Below are 22,087 nucleotides of genomic sequence, written 5' to 3' on the forward strand. Positions count from 1 at the left end.
ATCAATCATGCAAAAAACACAAAGAAAAAAAAGAATCACCTACATAGACGTTGCTCGCGGTATTGCCTTATTGCTGGTCATTGTCACTCACGCAGGTATTGGTTGGTGGGTAAATGATGGCTACGCACAGTGGATAACGAATTTCATTATGATTGGCAATTTGCCGATTTTCTTTTTTCTATCTGGTTTTTTGTTCCACGACTATAGCTGGAAAAAACGGATTATTAATACACTAAATAATCTGATTGTTCCTTACATATTTGGATCTTTGATGATTGTTGCCTTGGCCTGGTTATTGAATTGGCCAGTTAAAAGCACTTTAGCTGGTGCTATCTATGGTAATGGCGGACACGACCTTACTTTATTGGGCGATTTAGCACCAATTGGTGCCATTTGGTTTTTCTTAGCCATGGCAATCTCTGTTTTAACTTTTTCTTTGCTTGTGAAACTGGTTAATTTTACCAGGCTGCCAGAGTTTTCCAGACGCATCATTGTTCTCCTTACATCTCTGCTTATCTTTTTTATAATTGTACGGCACGAATTTGTGCCTTATCTATGGCCCTTTGACATACAGAGCGGCCTGTTGGGATCCACTTTTCTGGCTTTGGGCTACTTGTTCAAATATTTATTCGACGAGAGGACCCGACAATTTCATTTTATTCAGACGCCTTATTTTGCCCTCCTTTGTTTGGCTGTATGGGTATATATATCGAAGACAAATATCTTTTATTTTGTATCAGCTGTAATTAATGGAAATGCTTGGCAGACCCTGCTGGCGGCATTTGCATCGATTATTGTGATATTAGATTTGGCAATTTGGCTGGATAAAAAAATTCACGGCTGGATGGCTTGGATTGGACGGAATTCGGGAATGCTGATGGTGACGCACGACTGGGTCTTGATCTTCTTGCAAGTCCAATTGGTGAATAGATATCTTTACATACTGCACTTAAATAATTATTTAGGCTGGACCCTAGCGGCTTTGATCATTGCCTTTCTGACCTTTATAACTGCCTTTCTGATTAATCGCAGCCATTTCGTGCAAACGATCTTTTTTCAAAGAAACTGGCCGCTTAAAGTACAATAGCATTAGCTTCGTTATAATTAATTCTTGGATTGGAAAATATGAAAACATACTCTTTATTAGACTTATTAAAATTGCTCATTAAAAAATGGTGGATTTGGCTTTTAGCGGCGATTATTTTTGCCGGCTTTGGCTTTGCCTATTCTAGGATGGCTGCGTTTAGAACATACCACGCTAATGCGGTGCTGACAATTTCGCATAACTATAGCAATTTCGGTGATAACGACAAAAAGAATAGTGATGCCAATGCGCTTGATCTGACTCAGAGCGACATCCTTCTGCAGAATTCGATTCAAGCACTGATTAAGAATTCAGCGATTACAGATGACGCAAAAAAAACGGTTGCGTTTTCTTCGGGAGATGTGACAGTGACTTCGCCGGATAATAGCGTCTTAATGCATATCAGTGCGAGTGCTGCTAATAAGAGAAAAGCTGTCCGTATCGTGAACGCATTAGCTGCGTCGACAAAAAAAGTTCTTCCTCGGATCCTGCCCGCTGCCGGAAAAGTGATTGTTGCACAAAAGGCGACCAACACAGTCCGTGAGACAGGGCCTAGTACACGAAAGTTCACTTTGATAGGCGCTGCTTTGGGACTTGTTCTTTCTGGTGCTGTGCTTTTATGGAATGATATAAAGGATAAATTGAAGTAATGTCGGCTTGGCTGATATTTTTTTCTTTATTTGTAAAGCAATTTACAAATGTGATCCCGCAACCCTTCACGGTGTTGCCTTTTTTTGTTTTCTCGGCCTATCTCATTTTTAAGGTGACACTTCAACCAAAAGAATTGTTTCAGGAGAAAATCTTTCAAGGCAAGATTGTCCTATACTTTGTCCTGCTCACCGTCTCTGAAATTATTTTACTGATTTGGAATTATAGTAAGTTTGGGTCTGATTCCCAAGATTTCAATATTTTGGGCTCTTTTTTTGGCTTTCTCTCAACGATTCTATCTTTGTTGATTGTGTATCTGCTGTTATTTTGCAGTATTCGATTTGATGCAGATATGTACAGATATATCCGCGGTACGATTCTGACTTTAGCTGTTATGGGTATTTTAGTATTAGTTCCGCAATTGATCGTTGCTACTGGTAAGAATTGGACCTTGAGCTGGGTGAACTACATCGACCAATCAATTTTACCCAGATGGGGGATTGTTGGTGATTATGTGAAAGGTTCTTATGCGGCTACCATGCATCGCGCAAACGGACTAGAGATTGAACCGGCTTTTTTGGCCGGACAACTGGCAGTTGTATTTCTGCCATGGGTGCTATCAGCTGTCAAACACGGCTATTCCTTCATCAAAAATAAATTTGGTCAGTTTCCGACTGAAGCCTACGTACTACTATTCTTTATTGCCGCTGTCTTTGCATTGGCTAAGACCACGACCGGGTTGGTGGCAATTGGCTTGACAGGGCTGGTTTTGGTCTGGGATATGCGTGGCGGAACGCAAAAGTTTTTCATCACGATGGCAATACTAGGTCTTGCAGCAATCACGCTGGCCTATTTCACAATTAATTCAATTCACGGTTTTTTGGATGGCTATTTGTTTGCCAAAGGCGGCCAATCTGCCTCTAATCGAACAGGCGGCACAATAGGTTTGTTTCTGACTTTTTTGCACTATCCATTGTTCGGGGTTGGAAATGGTTATGTGAGTCATTACATTGTTCAGTTCGCACCACGAAACACAAAATTAAACGTTGAGTATCTTTGGGGATTCAGTCATCACTATGCGGTTTTGTCTGATTGGGGTGGTTTTCTGGCTCAGTATGGTTTGTTATTCTTCCTGCCGATCATACGTAAGGTAAGAGAACTATTCTATGATTTCCGCACCAAGATGCCGCAAGATAATTTAACAATTTTTGTCAAAGATGCCGCCAAATATACGATGATTATGTATGGCGTGTTAGCTCTATTCGACTTTAATTGGTTCAGCTATTATTCATTGATTTCTATTTTTGTTTTTGTCAGATTTGCTCAATATCGTATGAAGGAAACACAGGTGTTAAAATCATAAAGATGTCTAAATTATTTATTGAAAATACTGAGAACATAACCGTGAGCGCCGTGGTTGTTACGTATAATCGTTTGGATTTGCTAAAACAATCTATTGCCGCTTTGCAGAACCAGCATAGTGCGAGTCTGAAACACATTATTATTGTGAATGGCGCTTCAACAGACGGCACAAAAGATTGGGTCTTAGCAGAAGCAAAAAAAGACACCAAGATTTTTTTTGTTGATCTGCCAAAAAACGTGGGTGGCGCTGGCGGTTTTAATCAAGGCGTGCGTGCCTTTATTCAGCAGACCAATGATGATTTCGTCTGGCTGATGGATGATGACTCGCTGGTGACAGATGATGCCTTAGATCGGCTATTAGAAGTTTGGAAATTAGATCCCACAGCTGGTATGGCCGCCAGTCACGATATCTGGAAAGACGGGACTTGGGCTAATATGAACATGGCTGCACCCTTATTTTCCGATAAAATCAAGGTTTATTATGGGGATGCGCCTTTTGTCCGCATCAAACATTCGACTTTTGTCTCAACAATCATCTCTCGGATGGCGGTTCTCAAAGTTGGTTTGCCGCAAAAAGAATACTTTATTTGGGGGGATGACATTGAATATACCCAACGTGTAACGCACTTCTTCCCGGGTTTTTTTGTCCGCAATTCGATCGTGGTACATGCCAGCGGGAAGAATCCGTTGCCAGGAGATATTTCTGGTGAAAAGGTTAGAGCTCGTTTGCCTCGTTACCTGAATGAATTCAGAAATCGCCTTTGCACGTCCAAGCGCCGTCATTCACTACCGAAATACATAAAAACGCTGGGTCATAATGCCTATGATTTTGTCAAAGTGTTACTAACACCAGGCGTGAAGTTCCGTTTTGCGAAGTTGGGAATCATTATCAAAGGTACTTGGAATGGCTTCTTCTTTAATCCACCGATTGAGTATGGCGATCCTGAGTATGAGTATCGTGCCGAGGTGATGGAAAAAATATGGAAGTGAAATCCCACTGTTCCTTGGATCAACGTTAAGAAAATTAATGGATATTATAAAAAAACAATTACGTCACGGCATTTTTTTTACAGCTATTGGCCAATATGCCGGTGTTGTGTCCAATTTTTTTATCAGCATTGTTTTATCTAGGATTTTAGGACCCAGTGTCTATGGTGTGTTAAACATCATGCTGGTGCTGCTGCCATTTTTTCAGTTGATCACGAGTTTGGGAGTTGGACCAGCTATTGTCCAAAATAAAGAATTAAACGATCGAGATTATTCTTCTTTATTTAAGATTTTATTTGCGATTTCACTTGTGGCGTTTGTTCTTTTCGGGGCTTTAGGTATTCCCTTTGCTTTGATATATCGAAATCCGATCTATTATCAGCTGAGTTGGTTTTTGGCACCTTTAGTTTTGTTATCGATTGTTTCAATTGTGCCAGTGGCTATTCTGCAAAAAAGACAAGATTTTAAAAAACTGAATTTCACCGGTTTATTTGCCTATATCATTGGCGGTATTTTAGGAATTGCCGCTGCTTTTGGTGGATGGGGTATATATGCCTTGGTAATTTCTAACCTTTTGCCATCTTTGATCAATTTTATCTTTTATTTTTATTTTTCAGGTTTGAAATTGCTAAAGGGTTATGACAGGGGCTCCTTTACAAAAATCAGATCTTTTTCTGGATATCAGATGGTTTTTGGTATCTTTAATTATTTCGCCGGAAACATGGACAACTTGGTCATCGGTAAATTTTTTGGACAGAAAGATTTAGGAAATTATGGTAAATCCTTTCAACTCGTTGTTTATCCCAACAATATGTTTGCTGGGGTAATTGTGCCTGTCATGCAACCGGTTCTTAGCAATTTTGAGTCGGATATTGATACGATCAAGAAAATATACCATCGTGTCATTAACGTTCTAATGATTGCTGGAATCCCACTATCTGTGTATTTGTTTGCGAATGCCGATTTAATCATTGAGTTTTTATTCGGGCCGAAATGGTCTGGCGCTATTTTTCCATTCCGTATACTGGCTTTAACGACTTGGATACATATGACAACTTCCACTTTAGGAGCGATTTACCAAGCGAGGAATAAAACCAAAGAGTTAATGAATATAGGATTCTTTGAATTTGCAATTACGGCTATTTTCATTGTTTTTGGTGTTTTTACAAAATCAATCAATGGTATGGCTTTGATGATGACGATTCACTATTACATCATTTTTTGGGTGTCTTTTGGGTACCTGTCGCGAAGAGTTTTAGATGATAAATTAAGGTCTTATATCATAATGATTTTCAAGCCATTAGTGGCTTCTTTAATCGGCTACTTGAGTATATTGGTACCTCAGATATTTGGTCTTGATTTGCGTTCTGTATTCTGGCAGCTGCTTTTAAATTCAATGTTATTTTGGTTCTTTACGATTATCCCTTTATTTTTTATGGGTGAGATCAAAAATTTGTATCATTTGTTTAAATAATAGATTTTCTTTAATAATATGATTTTTTGCAATCCTATTCTCAGAGTTGTCTTAGTTAGTAATAGACTTGTAAGTGTTAAATAGTTTTTGAGGGATTTTATGCGTTTAAAAGAAGAAACAAGTTTATTCAAATCAGTTCCAAGATATTTAATCTCATTTGTTTTCTTTTTTTTGTTGATCTTGGTTCCTACTATTTTCGGTTTTGGCGCGTCAGCCGACACCAATGTCATCCCCAATACCTCTGTTACTCAAAGTGTTAAACAAGATAATCAAGCTGATAATACTGCAACCAGTAGCGACGCGACAAACAGCACTAGCACCTCTCCTGAAACCGCTGCAACTAGTCAGCCAAACGTATTAGGAAACACCGCAGATGCTAATTCTTCTGCGGCGTCTTCATCGGACAGTAGTGATTCATCGAGTACTCAGCAGAACGCCCCTCAGCCTGGCAATTTACCGTCTGACAATACAGCAAATAATTCAGATACCAACGAGACACCTGCAATTCCATCGAAATTCAAAGTGGGGGACATTGTTCAAATCAGCGCATCTGCTGTTTCAGAATCTAACGGTTATAACCTGATTCCGCACCGGAATTGGGTGGGCAAAGTTTTATCTATTTCCACAGTATCGAATGGCTCTGGCTATGAGTATATGGTTTCTTTCTATGATGGCGAACATAACGATCATGTGTTAGAACAGGATTTATCTGGTTATTCGGATCCGGTTTTTTCTGTGGGTGAAAAAGTTGAAATCGGGTCTTATGCGCAGAATGAATCTAATGGCTATGATTTAGTCCCACATCGTGGTTGGGTCGGAATTATCATCAGCCAACAGCCATTCAGCGGCTCACACTCTTTTTGGGAATACAAAATTAATTTCCAAAATGGTTATGAAAATGATTATGTGTTAGAACAGGATCTTGTCCCCGCCAGTTGGGAGCCGGCAGCTCCAACTATTAGCGGCAACGATTATCACGTAAATATGAGTCAGACAAACAGTGGCAGCCAAAATGATCAGTTGCTGCAAACTGCCCTTTATTATGCTTCCCAACATCCAGGTACAAATATTCAGTTACCGCAAGGAAATTATTCTATGGGCGCAGCAGGGCCACAGAACCTCTCCTCTACTGCTGGAAATATTATTTTATCTTCTAATACCACGATTAATGGTAACCAAACCAATCTAATTGTTGATGGCCAGTCAATTTGGGTAGGTTTGGCTACCGGTCTTAGAGCCATTGATGGTGTTTCAAATTTTACCATGTCAAATTTGAATGTGAAAGCTAAGGATTTGGTCAATGGCAATTTCTTCATCGTGATGGCTGATCATGGTAATAATTGGCAAGTTCATGACAATAGTTTTACGATGGTGAATACTGAAGGCGAACATATTTTTGATCTTGGCGGCATTCAAAATTCGACTTTTTCAAATAATAAATTTATTGGTTATGCACCAAATCTTAAAAAAGTAGCTAGGCTGGATATGAATGACGGCCATGATTATTATGCTGAGGCTATCCAATTGGATGCTTCTTCTAATAATCATGTCTGGGATGCTGATTATATTTCTAAAATTGATTCAGACAGCGCAGAGCATAATGCTCAGACGCAAGAATCAAATAACGTCACTATTTCCAATAACCAATTCCTGCCTTATTTAGATGATCATGGTAATGTTTTGGCTTATTCTACAGGGGTTGGTCAGCATTCCACGCCTGTTGGAAATATAACGGTCACAGGCAACCTGTTTGTTAACCCACTCGTTGATTGGGTAGAAACGGTTTGGCCTGGTCATCATCTGGCACCAATACATTTTTGGTCTGGATATAACAGTCTCAACATATCAAATAACACCGTTATTGGTGTATTTCCTATTCCTAATGCAAGCGCACAGTTGGTCAATAATCAAAGAGTGGTTACCGGTAGTGTTATTACTGCCGTTAAATATGGCATTCGATCTGACGGGAGTGATGATTGGTATATCGATCCCAACCTCAGGATTAGAGTAACGCAGGCCGGGAACTCGCTTACCATAGTTCCCAATTCAACTGGTAGATTTACATTTACCGTGCCAGTTTCTTGGGGCTGGGATGTGCCTAATATTTCCCTATATGCCTTTTCTAGTTCAGCCGATCCATTGAATAGTAGTGACATATGGCAAAGTTCTATGGAAAATCTTGCATTACCAGTTGCTACTGGTGCTAAGTTCCAAGTAGGACAGCAAGTGCAGATTCAAAGCTTTGCAGGTACCGAAACCAACGGTTATAGTTTGGTTCCCCGCCGTGGTTGGGTAGGGACCATTGTTAGCCGGCAACCAATCAATTATTCCCATTCTCAGTGGGAGTACCGGGTTACTTATGCCAACGGCAATAATAATTTCTATGTCGCCGAACAGGATCTGACGGCTTCTAATTGGCAGCCAAGCCAGCCAGCTGCTTTTCAAGTTGGCACTCAGGTACAAGTCCGTTCCTATGCCCAGACAGAATCTAATGGCTATAATCTGGTGCCACACCGTAACTGGGTGGGGAAGGTCACGGCTGTCAGAGCCATGAAGGACTCTAATTCTCAATACGAATACTCAGTTACTTATGCCAACGGCCAGCATAATGATCATGTCCTAGAACAAGACCTGCAGACTAGCCAGCTTCTTGTGGGTTCAGTAGGAGTTAGTTCAACACAGCAGCAGTGGCTTTATAGCATCGTTAATGATGCAGTTACAGCAGCAAATACCAATGATTTATATGCTTCGATCATGCTTGCTCAGGCAATTTTAGAGTCTGGTTGGGGAACGAGCGATCTAGCTTTGAGTCCGAACAATAATTTATTTGGCATCAAAGCAAACAAATCACAATTTGCCAACGGGTCTGTCAATCTACCAACAACTGAGTATGATGAAAACGGTCGTCCATATACAATAAATGCTGATTTCAATACCTACTCGAGTATTTTAAATTCATTTAACGACTATGTGGACAAAATGGTACATGGCCTGTCCGGCGAATCAAGCAATCGATATAGTAATGTGGCTCGGAGTATTGCCGGAAGTTACGCACAAGCGGCCATTAATATTCAGCAAGATGGTTACGCGACTGATCCATCTTATTCACATTTGTTGGTGTCGGTCATTGAAAATTACAATTTAAATGTTCTGGATGCTAATTAACTCCTTGCTGATATCTTTATGTTGGTTCGCTTATTTGAGATAATTAACAGAGACAGTCACAACCGCCTAATTGACGGGTATCATTTTTCACAGAAAGAGGTGTGCCATGTTTAAAAGAACGAGCGGAAAAATTATTATTTCGATTCTGGCTGTTATTGTGCTGGTCATAGCGGGATTCCTGCTGACCAGATCTCTAACCATCACGTCCAATCAGGATCAGAAAAAACAGGTCGGGACGTCTTCTTCAAAAAGCAGTCAGTCTCAAACACAATCATCAAGCGAATCCTCAGCTGCTAGCAGCTCATCTGCCTCATCAAGTACATCTTCATCATCTCAGACTCAGCAGATACAATGGCAGTCATTGGATCTTGTCCACCAAATCGCTATTTTGATTCAAGCGGCCTTTCCCAACCAAAACGCTAAACCTAACAATCAATTTGATTTTGCAAGCAATTATTGGGATATGACGGGGTCGATCAACAATGGCGAAATTCATCGTTATGTCCCGAATGCTGACAGCTTTGCGGGCATTTCCGATATTTTATCAGCGAAAATCCGTATCGTCAATAATCAAATTCAGGTGACCAGGCCGATTACGGCGCCTTTCTCTGTCTCGATTGATCAGGCCATGCGTAATTATTATCAGCAGAACGATGCCATAAGCTATACAAATAACCTCTCCGCCCGCGTCGTAACACCAGCCAGATTGGCAGAACTTCAAAGGAAATGATTAACCTCTGATGTTTATTAGCCCTGTTTAGCCATTTTTTGCTATTATAGACAAGGATTTGGCATGATATTTTATTTTCAAATGCCAGTTAGGACAATTTGATGAAAAAATGGATAATTGGATTTTGTTCACTGCTGCTGGCCGCTGTGTTAGTCGTCGTTGGTATCGGCGGTTACGCTTTATGGCGGACTAACGGTGCCATTCAAAAGATGCAGCAGCCGACTAAGACGATTAAAAAAGCCGACCGGGTAGAGACGCTGACTAAAGACAGCAAGCCGATTGCCATTCTGTTATTGGGCACCGATACCGGCGCTTTGGACCGGAACTATAAGGGCCGCACCGATTCCATGATGGTGGCTGTGATCAATCCGCAAAAGCAGCAGACCTTACTGATGAGCCTGCAGCGCGATACGCCGATTTATGTCAATGGCCAGATGGTCAAACTCAATGCGGCCTATGCGTATGGCTCAGCTGATTCCTCGATTCAGCAGGTTGAAAAGCTAACCGGCATCAAATTAAATGGTTATGCTTTGATCAACATGGGCGGCCTAGAGTCCATCGTGAATTCTCTGGGCGGTGTGTCTGTAACCTCGAATCTGACCTTTACCGAATTCGGCCATTCCTTTATTAATGGCACCACCTACAATATGCAAGGTGATCAGCTGTTAGCTTATGTGCGTGAACGCCATTTTGATCTGCCTAACGGCGACTACGGCCGCCAGATGCGCCAGCAACAGGTGATCAAGGCCATCTTAGCTAAAGCCGTTTCTAATCCGACAACCATTTTCAATCAGCGTTTTTTCAATACTGTCTCAGCTAATGTTCTGACGGACATGTCCTTTGGCGGCTTTAAGAACCTGGCTTTGAATTACCGCCATGCGCTCAACAATATTCAATCTGATCAGATGCGCGGGACTGGTGCTATGATCAATGGCCAATCCATGCAGCTTATGAGTCAGGCTGAAAAAGACCGTGTGCATAATGAATTGGAGAATGCCTTACAATGACAGACTATTTGCCTGAATACGATCAATTAAAACAAATGGCTGACGAAGAGCTGGACAGAGCCTATATTCCTTATAGCCATTTTCCAGTGGGTGCGGCGCTATTAACTAGCGATGGCCAGATTTTTCAAGGGTGCAACATTGAAAATGCGGCTTTCGGTTCTACAATGTGTGCTGAACGCACGGCCATTTTTTCAGCCGTTGCGGCTGGGCACCAGAAATTTGAAGCTTTGGTTGTTTCAGGCAAGACAAATGGCGCTATCGCACCTTGTGGAGCTTGTCGCCAAGTGATGGCAGAGTGGTTTGAGAAAGATATGCCGATTTTTTTGACGAACACACACGGAAAGGTTTTGCAGACTGATTTAGCCCATCTATTGCCTGACTCTTTTATCGAGCTGACCTAAGAAACCACCTACAAAACTACTATTAGCTGTTTTGCTTAGCTTGTGAGTCAGGCATTTTATTTTTAATAGCGTCAATTAGTTTGGCACAGGTAATGCTATCCCTGAGCGACATCACCGGGCTCTCATTAATATTGGATTTGATCGCACCTATACTTTCTTGGATTTCACCGTGAAAATCATCATGCTGATAAGGTAGATTAAACTCTTGGTTTTCTTCGATTGTTTGCAATTTGAAGGACTGGGGACGGTGGAAATTCTCAATCGTAATTATTCCCTTACTGCCAGTGAGGACCGCACTAGTTGGTGCATCGCGATCAAAAGCAGCTGTGACTTGGGCTGAAAAGTTATCGCCCAATAGTTGCGCCTGAGCATAAATTTCGATGCCGTTTTCATGCATTTTATAATCCACTTGGCCGATTGTCAGCGGCCCTTTGAAAAAATCTTCGACGAGGCTGATATCATAAATGCCCATGTCCAGTAAGGCACCACCCTGGATCGGCTGATAGTGATAAGTTGCTTGTGATTCTGGAAGGATACGGCAGAAGGCAGCTTGAATGTTAATTAGTTGACCGATTGCACCATCCTGAACCAATTCTTTAATTTTTTGGTAGGCTGGTGTAAAACGGTTTTTCATCGCTTCCATGAAAAAGAGCTGTTTTTCCCGGGCTTTATCAATGATATCTTGGGTCTGTTGTGCATTGATTCCGGCTGGTTTTTCACACAGCACAGCCTTGCCGGCATCCAGTGCTTTTAAGACCCACTCCCGGTGCAGGCCATGCGGCAAAGAAACATAGACGATTTGTACTTGTGGATTGTCTAAAAGTGCCTGGTAATGGTCGTAAATCAGTTCACTAGGATGCTGTTGCTGAAAAGCGCGAGCCTTATCCATGCTGCGAGCGGAAATGGCATAAAGCTCAGCATCCGGAAAATTCGCCAGACTTTGTGCAAAACGGTTGGCGATATGGCCAGCACCAATAATTCCAAATTTAATCATAAGCAACCTCTTTATTAGTAATATTTTTTGCCTGACAACGGGCCGATCTCCAAAATGCCGCGTTTACGTTTTAAATTGATCATATTCTGATTGTATTCACGCGCAAATAGGATTGAGAAGAGTGTATCCAATAAATATTCAAAGCTGATCTGAGACGAAAAGGTGGAAACTTTTAGAAAATCATACTCATCTTGAACAATAACTAGTGCCAAGCTGGCTGTTTCAATTATTTTAGATTTAGGGTTCCCAGTAATGACGATCGTTGGCACTTTTTGATCTGTTAGATAGTTCAGCATGCGCCCGTATTGCCGGACTTTACCACCGTAAGAAATAAAAAGCGCGCAATCTTTGGGTGTCATGTTGGCTGCAGTCCAGTCTTCGTCGGCATATTCTTCGCCGAGAATCAGAAATTTGTTGACTTTGACAAGCTTATTTTGGAAACTGCGTGCCCGAATTTGAGAATCGCCTTCCGCAAATAGAAAAATCCGTTCGGCCTTGGTTAACATATCGACAGCTTGAATTAATTGGTCCTCTGATAATTGGGCATAACTTCTTTTAATCGTATTCACAGTCAAATCAGCTAGTTTTTTGGCAATGATAAGCGGTGAATCAGTGGCCGTAAAGGGAAAATTGGTATCAACGTTTTCCAGATTATAGAGGCGCGCCTGGATCGTTTTCAATACGGCGATCCGGAATTCTTTGTAGCCGTCAAAGCCCATTTTTTTGGAAAAACGCACAATGGCCGAATGCGACGTGTAGCTTTGTTTGGCTAATTTCTCGATGCTCATTGATGAAATGTCGGTCAAATTTTCCAAAACAAAATCGGCAATCTTTTTTTCTGTCGCCGTGAGCTTGTCCTGATTTTTCAATCTATCGATTAGCAGCATGATTCACCTTCATTCTTAATTATATTTGTTCACTCGAAAACGCGCCTGTCTTCATAGGCCGAGAAGCTGAACAAAAGGGCCAAAGATAAAGAAAGCGCTTTCATTTATTGGTAATCCTGACCAGCTTGCCAAAACGCTATCAATTCACAAAATCCAGCCCGTACAATAATTTTGGAAGATAACTTTACACCAAATCAAGAAGTTATTTCAGGAGGTTTTATGAAATGCTGACCATTGCTTACATTGGAAACGGGAAAAGCGCAAATCGTTACCACTTGCCTTTTTCTTTGAAGCTGAAAGACAAGATCAAAGTTAAGACGATTTATTCAAGAAAGCCCGACAGCAGTTGGCCAAAAATTGATGGCATTAACTATACGAATGACATTCATGATATTTATGACGATCCGGAGATCCAGCTGGTCGTGATTTCCACACCCAGCAATACGCATTTTTCCTTGGCTAAAGATGTTTTGGAGCATGGCAAGGGCGCGCTGGTCGAAAAACCTTTCACAGAAACTTCGGCTCAGGCCAGAGAACTGTTCAGCTTAGCTAAAGAGAAAGGCTTGTTTGTTCAATGCTACCAGAACCGGCGTTATGATTCGGATTTTTTGACCACACAAAAAGTGATTAAAAGCGGCTTGCTCGGAGATTTGCTGGAAGTCGAAATGAGTTATGACTATTTCCGGCCCGAAGTACCAGAAAGTGTTAAGGAATTTTCTGTCTACAACAGTTACTTATATGGACATGCCTGCCATACTCTGGATCAGGTGATTTCCTTTTTCGGCAAACCGAGGGGCACACATTTTGAGGTTCGCCAGCTGCTGGGCAAGGGGCGTATGAATGATTATTTTGATCTGGATTTGTTCTACGACGGGCCTTTAAAAGTGTCGGTCAAGTCCAGTTATTTCAGGTTGAAAGCACGCCCTAGTTTTGTTGTTTATGGTAAAAAAGGTGTCTTTGTCAAACAGGAAAAAGATCGTCAAGAAGTGGATTTGAAACATTTTTACATGCCTGACCATGCTGACTTCGGGATTGACCGGCCCGAAGATTACGGCACTTTAACCTATCTCGATGATGCCGGCAAGTACCACGAAGAGAAAGTCGAATCTGAAATAGGCGACTACAGCCGAATGTACGCTGCTGTCTATGATGCGATTGTCAATGGCAAAGAAAAACCGGTCAAAGATGAAGAGACAGTGTTACAGCTTGAAATGTTGGAGACGGCGATCAAGCAGATTCAAGAATAGTTTCACGGAATTTTAGAGGTTTTAAAAATGGAAAAATTCATGCAATCTTTTCAAACGAGAATGTCCAAAATTGCCATTAAATTAGATGGAAATCGTTATCTCAGTGCGATTAAAAATGCCTTTATTGCAGCTATGCCCATCTTGATTGTTGGTTCTTTCTTCATTCTTCTGGCTAATTTGCCAATTCCCGCTTATGCCGGTTTTATGCGTGGCATTTTTGGTACTGGCTGGCAGCGCATTTTTAATATCCCTTATAACATTTCAATGAATTTGATGTCCATTTATATTGTTGTGGAAGTCGCTAATGAAATGGCGGGGTCATATCATTTAAATAAAATTAGTGCCATTTTTTCAGCCATGGCCGCATTCTTTGTCGTCACACCTATGTACACTTTTAAAAATGGGACTTTAGGTATCGGTATTCCCATGAACAATCTGAGTGCTTCAGGTCTGTTTGTTGCCATGATCGTATCGATTTTGGCCGTTGAAATACTGCATTTTGTCGATAAACACGGCTGGAAAATCAAGATGCCCGATGCTGTGCCGACAAATGTTTCGGAGTCATTTTCGTCCCTGATCCCATTGGCGCTTGTCGTGATCATTTTCAATCTGGTTAGAATTATTTTTGAGCAGACATCCTTTGGATCGATTCAAAGTTTTATCTTTACCAATTTGCAAACGCCTTTGACAATCTTGGGAAGTTCTTTACCAGCGACTATCTTGGTTCTTTTAATTGAAGGTCTCTTGTGGTCTTTTGGTATTCATGGTGCCAACGTCGTCGGCAGTGTCATGACGCCAATTTGGCTGGCCTTAACAGCTCAAAACGCGGCCGCCTTTGCAGCGGGTAAAGCGATTCCAAATATTGTGAATTATCAATTTTACAATAACTTTATTAAGATTGGCGGCTCTGGTGCAACTTTCGGCTTGTGCTTACTGCTGTTATTCTTTGCTCATTCTAAGCAATTCAAAGCGATTGGCAGACTGGCAATTGGGCCGGAAATCTTCACGATTAATGAACCGATTATCTTTGGCCTGCCAATTGTGCTAAACCCCTTGATGGTGATTCCTTTTATCTTGAACCCTATCATTATGGCTTTGGTCGCTTATATCTCCATGCGTATCGGATTGGTTCCTTTAACTAACGGAGTTAATATTCCTTGGACGACACCGCCGATCATCGCTGGATTCTTGGTCAGCGGCTGGCGTGGTGCCGTTCTGAATATTGTCCAGATTCTAATTTCTGTAGCTGTTTATCTGCCGTTCTTCAAGACGGCTGATAAATTAGCCGTCGATGCCGAGAACAAGAAAGCTGCTGAAGAGGCAGCCAAGCAGGAAGTTGTGGGCGAATTAAAATCAGCCGTCAATTAAGTTATTTCATCTATTAAACGAAAAGGAGAACTTTTATGAAATTAGCAATCCTAGGTGCTGGAAAAATTGTGAAAGATTTTCTCAGCATGGTCGGCCAATTGCCGGAAATTAATCTGCAGGCGATTTTCGGCCGCGAAGCTGATCTGGAAAATATGCAGGCCTTCCAAACGAGTTTCCGGATTCAGAAAATTTATACAGATGTGGACGCCTTGTTAGCAGATCCGGATGTTGACACGATCTACATCGGCCTGCCGAATAACTTGCACTTTGTTTACGCGAAAAAAGCTTTGACCGCTGGCAAACACGTCATACTAGAAAAGCCTTTTGTTCAGACAACAGCTGAATTTCACGAATTAAAACAGTTAGCTGTGAAGCGTCATCTGCATTTATATGAGGCAATCAGCAACCAGTATCTGGCCAACTTCCAGACACTGCAGGATTGGCTGCCTAAATTAGGCCCGATTCATTTAGCCGTTTTGAATTATTCACAATACTCTTCCCGTTACGATCAATTCAAAGCTGGTACGATTCTGCCAGCTTTCGATGTTAACCGCGGTGGTGGTGCCTTGCAGGATTTGAATGTTTACAATATTCATCTGGCTGTCGGATTATTTGGGCAGCCTCGGGCCATTCATTATGCGCCGAACATTGTGAATGGTGTTGATACCTCGGGCGTACTGTCCCTGTCCTATCCGGATCTCACTGTTGCTGCGATTGCAGGTAAGGATGTTTATTCATTGTTGCAAGGCGACAGTAGTGTGATGGAGGGCGAAAAAGGTTTCATTCGCGTCCAAAGCCCGACTAACCAATTAGCAGCGCTGTCCCTGCACACGGATGACGAAGATTTGACAACGGTGCCAGTCGATCAGCATCGTATGTATGACGAATTTAAGACCTTTAACCAGGCGATTGCTGATGATGATTGGGATTTGATGCTGAAAATGCTTGATCACAGTTATCAGGTCATCCGTATTTTGGAACAGGCGCGTACACAAATTGGGCCAAACCTGCATGTATCAGCTATTTAATAAAAATTAATTTCATGTTCTTGCATTTTTGTCAAAAGCGTGTATAGTGAATATCAAATTGATTATGACGCACTTACAGGCGACAAGTTCATTCCATTCTTTTAATATCGTTCGACGATAAAACAGTTTTCTGACACTTTTTTCTTGTGTAAGTTAACTGTTTTTTTGTACTCAAATTTAGGAGAATCTCATGAATATGACTGTTGCTTTGGTCGGCGTAACGGGTTATGCAGGCAGCGTACTGTATCAATTACTGCAAAGTCACCCCAATGTCGATAAAATTTTACTCTTTGGCAAGATTAACGCTGGAAAACACCTTTCTGACTTAATTGCTGGGCTTGTCCAATTCCACCAAGCTGACCCTGTGATCTCAGTTTTTGATGCTGATGTGATTATGGCAAAAACAGATCTCGTTTTTTTTGCTACGCCAGCCGGTGTCACAAAAGACATCGCGCTGCCTTTCATCCAAGCTGGCTTTCCAGTGATTGATTTGTCTGGTGATTTTCGTCTTCACGCTGCTGCTGCTTACGAAAAGTGGTATCACAAGCCCGCTGCCGATCATGATTATCTGGCTAAAGCCAGTTACGGCCTTGTGGAAACGCATCAGCATCCAGCTCATTACATCGCCAATCCTGGTTGTTATGCAACGGCTGTGCTCTTAGGGCTGATACCGCTAGTCAAAGAGCATTTGATTGATCTGTCATCGATCATTGTCGATGCCAAGTCTGGTGTTTCTGGTGCCGGCAAAAGTCCCAGCGCATCTAATCATTTTGTATCAGTCAACGATAATCTCAGCCTCTATAAAGTTAATCAGCATCAGCACATTCCAGAAATTATGCAGGAATTGCAGTTGTTTGACCCGCATTTAAAAGCCATTCAGATGACGACGACGCTGCTGCCGATCACGCGAGGCATTATGGCCAGCATTTACGCCAAGATTCCTGATGAGATTGGGGATGACGAGACGCAAATCGCAGAGAAAATTAGTCAGGCTTTTGAAAACAGTTATCAAAATGATCCTTTCATTAAATTGTGCGGCCCGGCATTTCCTTCTATCAAAGATGTTGTCGGAAGCAACCTGACTGCAATCGGCTGGCAGTACAACCCGGTGACAAGAATCTTATTCGTCGTGAGTGTTATCGATAATTTGTTAAAAGGTGCAGCCGGACAAGCTGTACAGAATTTGAATCAGCTGTTTGGATTTGATCCGTTGGCCGGCTTGCCGCTGATGCCAGCACTTGTATAGGAGAGTAGGAGAGAAAATGGAAATTTTGGATAAATTAATTTGGCCCAAAGGTTTTTCAAGCGATGGGCTGCATGCGAATTTACGGCATAATCCTGATAAACCAGATTTAGGCTGGATCGTCTCGGATGTTGCCGCCGATGCTGCTGGCGTTTTCACATTAAATCAGTTCCCAGCAGCACCAGTCGTCCTGACGCAAGCGACAGTTAAAAAATCCCAGAAGCTGCAGGCTGTGATCGTCAATTCAGCTAATGCCAATTCATTTACAGGACAGCAAGGATATGAAAACGCCCTAAGCGAGCAGGAAATTGTCGCCAAGAAACTAGGAATTAAACCGGATCTGGTCGCTGTCTCTTCGACAGGCATTATTGGTGAACAACTGCCGATGGCAAAAATGATGACCGGGATTGCCCAACTTCAAAAAAGTCAGGGTACCCAGATTGCCCAAGCCATTATGACGACTGATACAAAGGAAAAAGTGGCGGCATTACAGTTTGGCAAGGCCACGATGACTGGTATGGCGAAAGGCTCCGGCATGATTCATCCCAATATGGGAACGATGCTTTCCTTTATCTGTACGGATGCCAGTATTGACGGCCAGCTGCTGCAAAAACTGTTGCGAGAACTGACAGAAATCACTTTTAATCAGATCACGATTGATGGCGATACTTCGACAAATGACATGCTGCTCGTGCTGGCGAATGGTCAAAGCCAGGAAGCTGAAATTTTGGCCGGCAGCCCTGAATACGATGAATTTAAAGAAGCCTTGTATCTGTTGATGAAGGATCTGGCAATCAAAATTGCCGAGGATGGCGAAGGCGCTTCAAAACTCGTGACGGCTAATGTCAGCGGCAGTGGTGATAATTTGCAGGCCCGTATGATTGCTAAAAAAATTGTCGGTTCGAATTTGGTTAAAGCGGCGGCGTTTGGTGAAGATCCTAATTGGGGACGTGTGATTGATGCAATTGGCAATGCGGGTGTGGATTTGCAAGCTGGCCAGATTGCCTTGGCCATTAATCAAGTGCCAGTCATTGATCAAGGCGAGATTGTTGCAGAGAATCTACCGGCCTTAGAAGCAGCCGTGAAAAGCAAGAAAATTGTTTTCGATGTATCGGCAGGCCGAGGGCTAGGAAAAGGCCAGGCTTGGGGATCAGATCTGACTTACGATTACGTGAAAATTAACGCCATGTACAGGACATAAGGAGAAAAAATGACACATTTATTTCATACATACAGTAGATTTCCAATTGAATTGGTCGATGGCCACGATTTTCATCTGACTGATAAACAAGGCAAAGAATATGTAGATTTGGCCAGTGGTATTGGCGTGATGAGTTTTGGCTATCATAATCCGGCGATTGTGGATGCCGTTGACAAGCAGCTGCATAAAATTTGGCATGTTTCAAATCTCTATGAAAGCAGCCTTCAAGAAGAAGTGGCTGGTAAACTGACACAGCTTGCCGGCTCTGATTATTTAGCCTTTTTTGCTAATTCCGGGACTGAGGCCAATGAGGCCGCTTTAAAACTGGCGCATAAATTTACGGGTCGGAAAAAGGTTATGACCTTTACGGATTCTTTTCATGGCCGGACTTATGGTTCGTTGGCGGTAACCGACTACCCTGGTATTAAAAGCGGCTTTTTCGTTGATCAGACTAGTGTTGTGGTGGCACCTTATAACGATCCCTTCGCGCTGCACCTGCTGGATGATTCTTTTGCGGCTGTGATTGTCGAGATGATTCAAGGCGAAGGCGGCGTCAACATGATTGATCCAGATTGGCTGAAAAAGCTGGCCGATCAAGCTAAAGCTTGTGCTGCTTTACTGATTGTCGATGAAGTCCAGACCGGTATTGGCCGTACCGCAGCTGCTTTTGCGTTTCAGCATTATGGTCTGGAGCCTGACATTATTACCAGTGCTAAAGCTTTGGGAGCCGGTATTCCGATCGGCGCCATGATGGGCAAAAAAGTCTTGGGTTCTGCTTTCACACCTGGTTCACATGGCACAACTTTTGGCGGTAACTTACTAGCAATGGCCAGTGCCAATGCTGTTTTGTCTCAATTAACTGATAGCTTTTTAAAAGATGTTTCGCAAAAAGGCAGCTTTGTTTTCTCACTATTAAAAGAGAAGCTGCAGGATCTTCCGCAAGTCCAGGATATTCGCGGACAGGGCCTCATGATCGGTATTCAACTAGCTGGCACTTTGCCTGTGGCGTCCGTGATCAGTGATTTGCAGGCGGCGGGTTATTTGACACTCTCTTCCAAACACAATACACTGCGTTTGCTGCCGCCTTTGATTATTGACGAAGCGCATTTGGCCGCAGCTGTGGATGCGATTGCATCTGTGATTAAAAAACAAAGTGAGGTGACAGCATGACAATGAATATTTTTAAGGGACGTTCTTTTCTCAAAGAAGCCGATTTTACACCCGATGAATTTTATACACTGATTAAATTGGCCGAGTATTTCAAGGAGTTAAAGGAAAAACATATTCAGCATCATTATCTGGCTGGTAAAAATATCGCTTTGCTGTTTGAAAAAACCAGTACTCGGACGCGTTCTTCTTTTACGGTCGGCGCGCAGGATTTAGGTGCGAATGCCGAATTCCTCGGGGCACACGATATTCAGTTTGGCAAAAAAGAATCTTTGTCCGATACGGCTAAGGTGCTGGGAAGCATGTTCGATGCGATTGAATACCGTGGCTTTGAACAAAAAAATGTCGAGGATCTAGCCCTTTATTCTAAAGTACCTGTCTGGAATGGCCTGACAAACGACTGGCATCCAACTCAGATGCTGGCTGATTTTATGACAATTGATGAATTATTCGGACATATTAAAGGGATTAAATTAGCTTATTTAGGAGATGCACGCAATAATGTCGCTCGTTCACTCCTGTTAGCAGGATCGATGCTGGGTGCTGAAATTCATCTGGTCGGCCCGAAGAGCCTGCAGCCGGATGCAGAGGTGATTAATCTAGCCAGTCAATATTCGGACAACTTTCTTATCAGTGATGATCTGGATAAAGCAGTCGACGGTGTCGATGTGCTGTACACGGATGTCTGGGCCTCGATGGGCGAAGAGGATTTGTGGGAATCTCGGATTAAGCTGCTGCAGCCTTACCAGCTAAATGCGAAGACAGTTGCTAAAACGCATAATCCCAACACAGTCGTACTGCACGATCTGCCAGCTTTTCACGACCTGAATACAACAATGGGGCAGGAAATTTTTAAAAAATTCGGCCTCAAAGAGATGGAAATTACTGATGAGGTTTTCAACGCACCATATGCCCATCAGTTCCAGCAGGCAGCCAATCGGATGCACACGATTAAAGCTGTCATGGCCGCGACCTTAGGCGACTTATTTATTCCAAGGGCTTTAGAGTTATGAAACGGTATCTTGTTTTAGCAAACGGCTCTATTTACAGCGGTGAGGCTTTTGGTGCCGATGTCTCCGCCAGTGGTGAACTAGTCTTCAACACTGGCATGACCGGTTATCAAGAGACGTTGACCGATCCATCTTACCAAGGGCAGCTGATTGTTTTCAGTTATCCTTTGATCGGCAATTACGGTATTAACGTTGCTGACAATCAAAGCAGCAAAGCGCAGGCTGCCGCTGTCATCGTGCATGAAGCGGCAGTCACGCCCAGTCATTGGCGCAGTCAAATGTCTTTGGATGCTTGGGCAAAATCCGAACAACTGCCTGGCTTATCGGGCATCGACACACGAAAACTAGTCAAAGAATTACGGGATCAAGGTGTGATGGCGGCTAGCTTGGTGGATGAAGTAAGCGACAAGACGATTTCTAGCTCGCCGTCAGGGACGCATGTTTTACCGTCTTTGCCAGCACTCGCAGTGCATAAACATATAGCCGCACAAGGGGATGGCCCGCTGATTGCTGTGATGGATTTCGGGATTAAAGAATCCATTATTCAGGCTTTGGCAGAGCGCGGCTGTTCTGTGATTGTGTTTCCAGGCAGTGCGACCGCTCAAACAGTTCTCGCGATTCATCCGGACGGTATTCTGCTTTCTAACGGACCTGGCGACCCCAAGAACTGGCTTGATGTCCTGCCTGAAATTCGCCAGTTGCAGCAGGCTAAACCATTATTAGGTATTTGCCTGGGACATCAGCTGTTTGCTATGGCTAACGGCGCGAGAACTTTCAAAATGAAATTTGGTCATCGTGGTTTTAACCATGCGGTCAAATGTGACCGTGGCAAGGCATTTTTCACGGCACAGAATCATGGCTTTGCCGTTGATGCAGCTTCGATTCCAGGCACAAAACTGCAAGTTACATACCGAGAAATTAATGACGGGACAATTGAAGGGCTTCAGTCCACTCAGGACGCGGCCTTTTCAGTCCAGTTTCATCCAGACGCTGCACCTGGCCCGCATGATGGCCAGGCAATTTTCGATCAGTTCCTGCAGCTGATCGGTCAAACCAAACAACAACTCACATAAAAAAGGAGGAC

19 protein-coding genes are annotated in these 22,087 nt (G+C 42.7%); 17 read left to right on the plus strand and 2 right to left on the minus strand.

Annotation, left to right across the window (positions count from 1 at the left end):
• Positions 1-7 precede the first annotated feature (7 nt).
• The 9 genes from OKIT_RS03005 to cdd all read left to right on the plus strand — a co-directional run bounded on the left by OKIT_RS03005 (position 8) and on the right by cdd (position 10,858).
• The gene (locus OKIT_RS03005) at positions 8-1,087 is read left to right on the plus strand and encodes an acyltransferase family protein (RefSeq protein ID WP_007745203.1); all 1,080 of its coding nucleotides are present in this window, start codon (positions 8-10) and stop codon (positions 1,085-1,087) included.
• A gap of 38 nt (positions 1,088-1,125) precedes the next feature.
• Positions 1,126-1,734, plus strand: coding sequence for a Wzz/FepE/Etk N-terminal domain-containing protein (locus OKIT_RS03010; protein ID WP_007745204.1), 609 nt, complete (start codon positions 1,126-1,128; stop codon positions 1,732-1,734).
• 113 nt (positions 1,735-1,847) lie between these two features.
• The gene (locus OKIT_RS03015; protein WP_241778162.1) at positions 1,848-3,095 is read left to right on the plus strand and encodes a hypothetical protein; all 1,248 of its coding nucleotides are present in this window, start codon (positions 1,848-1,850) and stop codon (positions 3,093-3,095) included.
• 2 nt (positions 3,096-3,097) lie between these two features.
• Positions 3,098-4,084 carry a glycosyltransferase family 2 protein gene (locus OKIT_RS03020; RefSeq protein ID WP_028291864.1) on the plus strand — a complete coding sequence of 329 codons (987 nt, stop codon included), beginning with the start codon at positions 3,098-3,100 and terminating at the stop codon, positions 4,082-4,084.
• A gap of 37 nt (positions 4,085-4,121) precedes the next feature.
• On the plus strand, positions 4,122-5,555 hold the full coding sequence (locus tag OKIT_RS03025; RefSeq protein ID WP_007745209.1) for a lipopolysaccharide biosynthesis protein: 1,434 nt from the start codon (positions 4,122-4,124) through the stop codon (positions 5,553-5,555).
• 99 nt (positions 5,556-5,654) lie between these two features.
• On the plus strand, positions 5,655-8,720 hold the full coding sequence (locus OKIT_RS09360) for a glycoside hydrolase family 73 protein (protein WP_007745210.1): 3,066 nt from the start codon (positions 5,655-5,657) through the stop codon (positions 8,718-8,720).
• Positions 8,721-8,826: 106 nt separating this feature from the next.
• Positions 8,827-9,450, plus strand: coding sequence for a hypothetical protein (locus OKIT_RS03040; protein WP_007745211.1), 624 nt, complete (start codon positions 8,827-8,829; stop codon positions 9,448-9,450).
• Positions 9,451-9,551: 101 nt separating this feature from the next.
• Positions 9,552-10,457 (plus strand): LCP family protein, encoded by a 906-nt coding sequence (locus OKIT_RS03045; protein WP_007745212.1) that lies wholly within the window; start codon positions 9,552-9,554, stop codon positions 10,455-10,457.
• Entirely contained in the window at positions 10,454-10,858 is a 405-nt protein-coding gene (gene cdd, locus OKIT_RS03050) for a cytidine deaminase (protein WP_007745213.1), read from the plus strand. Before OKIT_RS03045 ends, cdd begins: the two co-directional genes overlap by 4 nt.
• Positions 10,859-10,880: 22 nt before the next feature.
• Here cdd and OKIT_RS03055 read toward each other — a convergent pair whose 3' ends face one another.
• Positions 10,881-11,852, minus strand: coding sequence for a Gfo/Idh/MocA family protein (locus OKIT_RS03055; protein ID WP_007745214.1), 972 nt, complete (start codon positions 11,850-11,852; stop codon positions 10,881-10,883).
• A 14-nt stretch (positions 11,853-11,866) separates the two neighbouring features.
• Positions 11,867-12,739: a MurR/RpiR family transcriptional regulator gene (locus tag OKIT_RS03060; protein ID WP_007745219.1), complete on the minus strand. Its 873-nt coding sequence runs from the start codon at positions 12,737-12,739 to the stop codon at positions 11,867-11,869.
• A 224-nt stretch (positions 12,740-12,963) separates the two neighbouring features.
• On the opposite strand from OKIT_RS03060, the gene OKIT_RS03065 reads away from it, so the two are divergent.
• From OKIT_RS03065 to OKIT_RS03100, 8 genes are all read left to right on the plus strand, one after another.
• Complete coding sequence (locus tag OKIT_RS03065) at positions 12,964-13,986, plus strand: Gfo/Idh/MocA family oxidoreductase (protein ID WP_007745221.1); 1,023 nt, start codon at positions 12,964-12,966, stop codon at positions 13,984-13,986.
• Between the two features lie 27 nt (positions 13,987-14,013).
• Positions 14,014-15,354, plus strand: coding sequence for a PTS sugar transporter subunit IIC (locus OKIT_RS03070; RefSeq protein ID WP_007745222.1), 1,341 nt, complete (start codon positions 14,014-14,016; stop codon positions 15,352-15,354).
• Between the two features lie 35 nt (positions 15,355-15,389).
• Entirely contained in the window at positions 15,390-16,382 is a 993-nt protein-coding gene (locus OKIT_RS03075; protein WP_007745226.1) for a Gfo/Idh/MocA family protein, read from the plus strand.
• Between the two features lie 196 nt (positions 16,383-16,578).
• A complete protein-coding gene (argC, locus tag OKIT_RS03080; protein ID WP_028291865.1) occupies positions 16,579-17,628 on the plus strand; it encodes an N-acetyl-gamma-glutamyl-phosphate reductase in 1,050 nt (349 codons plus the stop codon).
• Between the two features lie 16 nt (positions 17,629-17,644).
• The gene (gene argJ, locus OKIT_RS03085; protein WP_007745228.1) at positions 17,645-18,826 is read left to right on the plus strand and encodes a bifunctional glutamate N-acetyltransferase/amino-acid acetyltransferase ArgJ; all 1,182 of its coding nucleotides are present in this window, start codon (positions 17,645-17,647) and stop codon (positions 18,824-18,826) included.
• Between the two features lie 9 nt (positions 18,827-18,835).
• Positions 18,836-19,996 carry an acetylornithine transaminase gene (locus OKIT_RS03090; protein ID WP_007745229.1) on the plus strand — a complete coding sequence of 387 codons (1,161 nt, stop codon included), beginning with the start codon at positions 18,836-18,838 and terminating at the stop codon, positions 19,994-19,996.
• Entirely contained in the window at positions 19,993-21,006 is a 1,014-nt protein-coding gene (gene argF / locus OKIT_RS03095) for an ornithine carbamoyltransferase (RefSeq protein ID WP_007745230.1), read from the plus strand. The genes OKIT_RS03090 and argF overlap by 4 nt, the downstream gene beginning before the upstream one ends.
• Positions 21,003-22,076, plus strand: coding sequence for a carbamoyl phosphate synthase small subunit (locus OKIT_RS03100; protein ID WP_007745232.1), 1,074 nt, complete (start codon positions 21,003-21,005; stop codon positions 22,074-22,076). The genes argF and OKIT_RS03100 overlap by 4 nt, the downstream gene beginning before the upstream one ends.
• The last annotated feature ends 11 nt before the right edge of the window (positions 22,077-22,087 follow it).

The sequence above is a fragment of the Oenococcus kitaharae DSM 17330 genome (genome assembly GCF_000241055.1).
GTDB classification, from domain to species: domain Bacteria; phylum Bacillota; class Bacilli; order Lactobacillales; family Lactobacillaceae; genus Oenococcus; species Oenococcus kitaharae.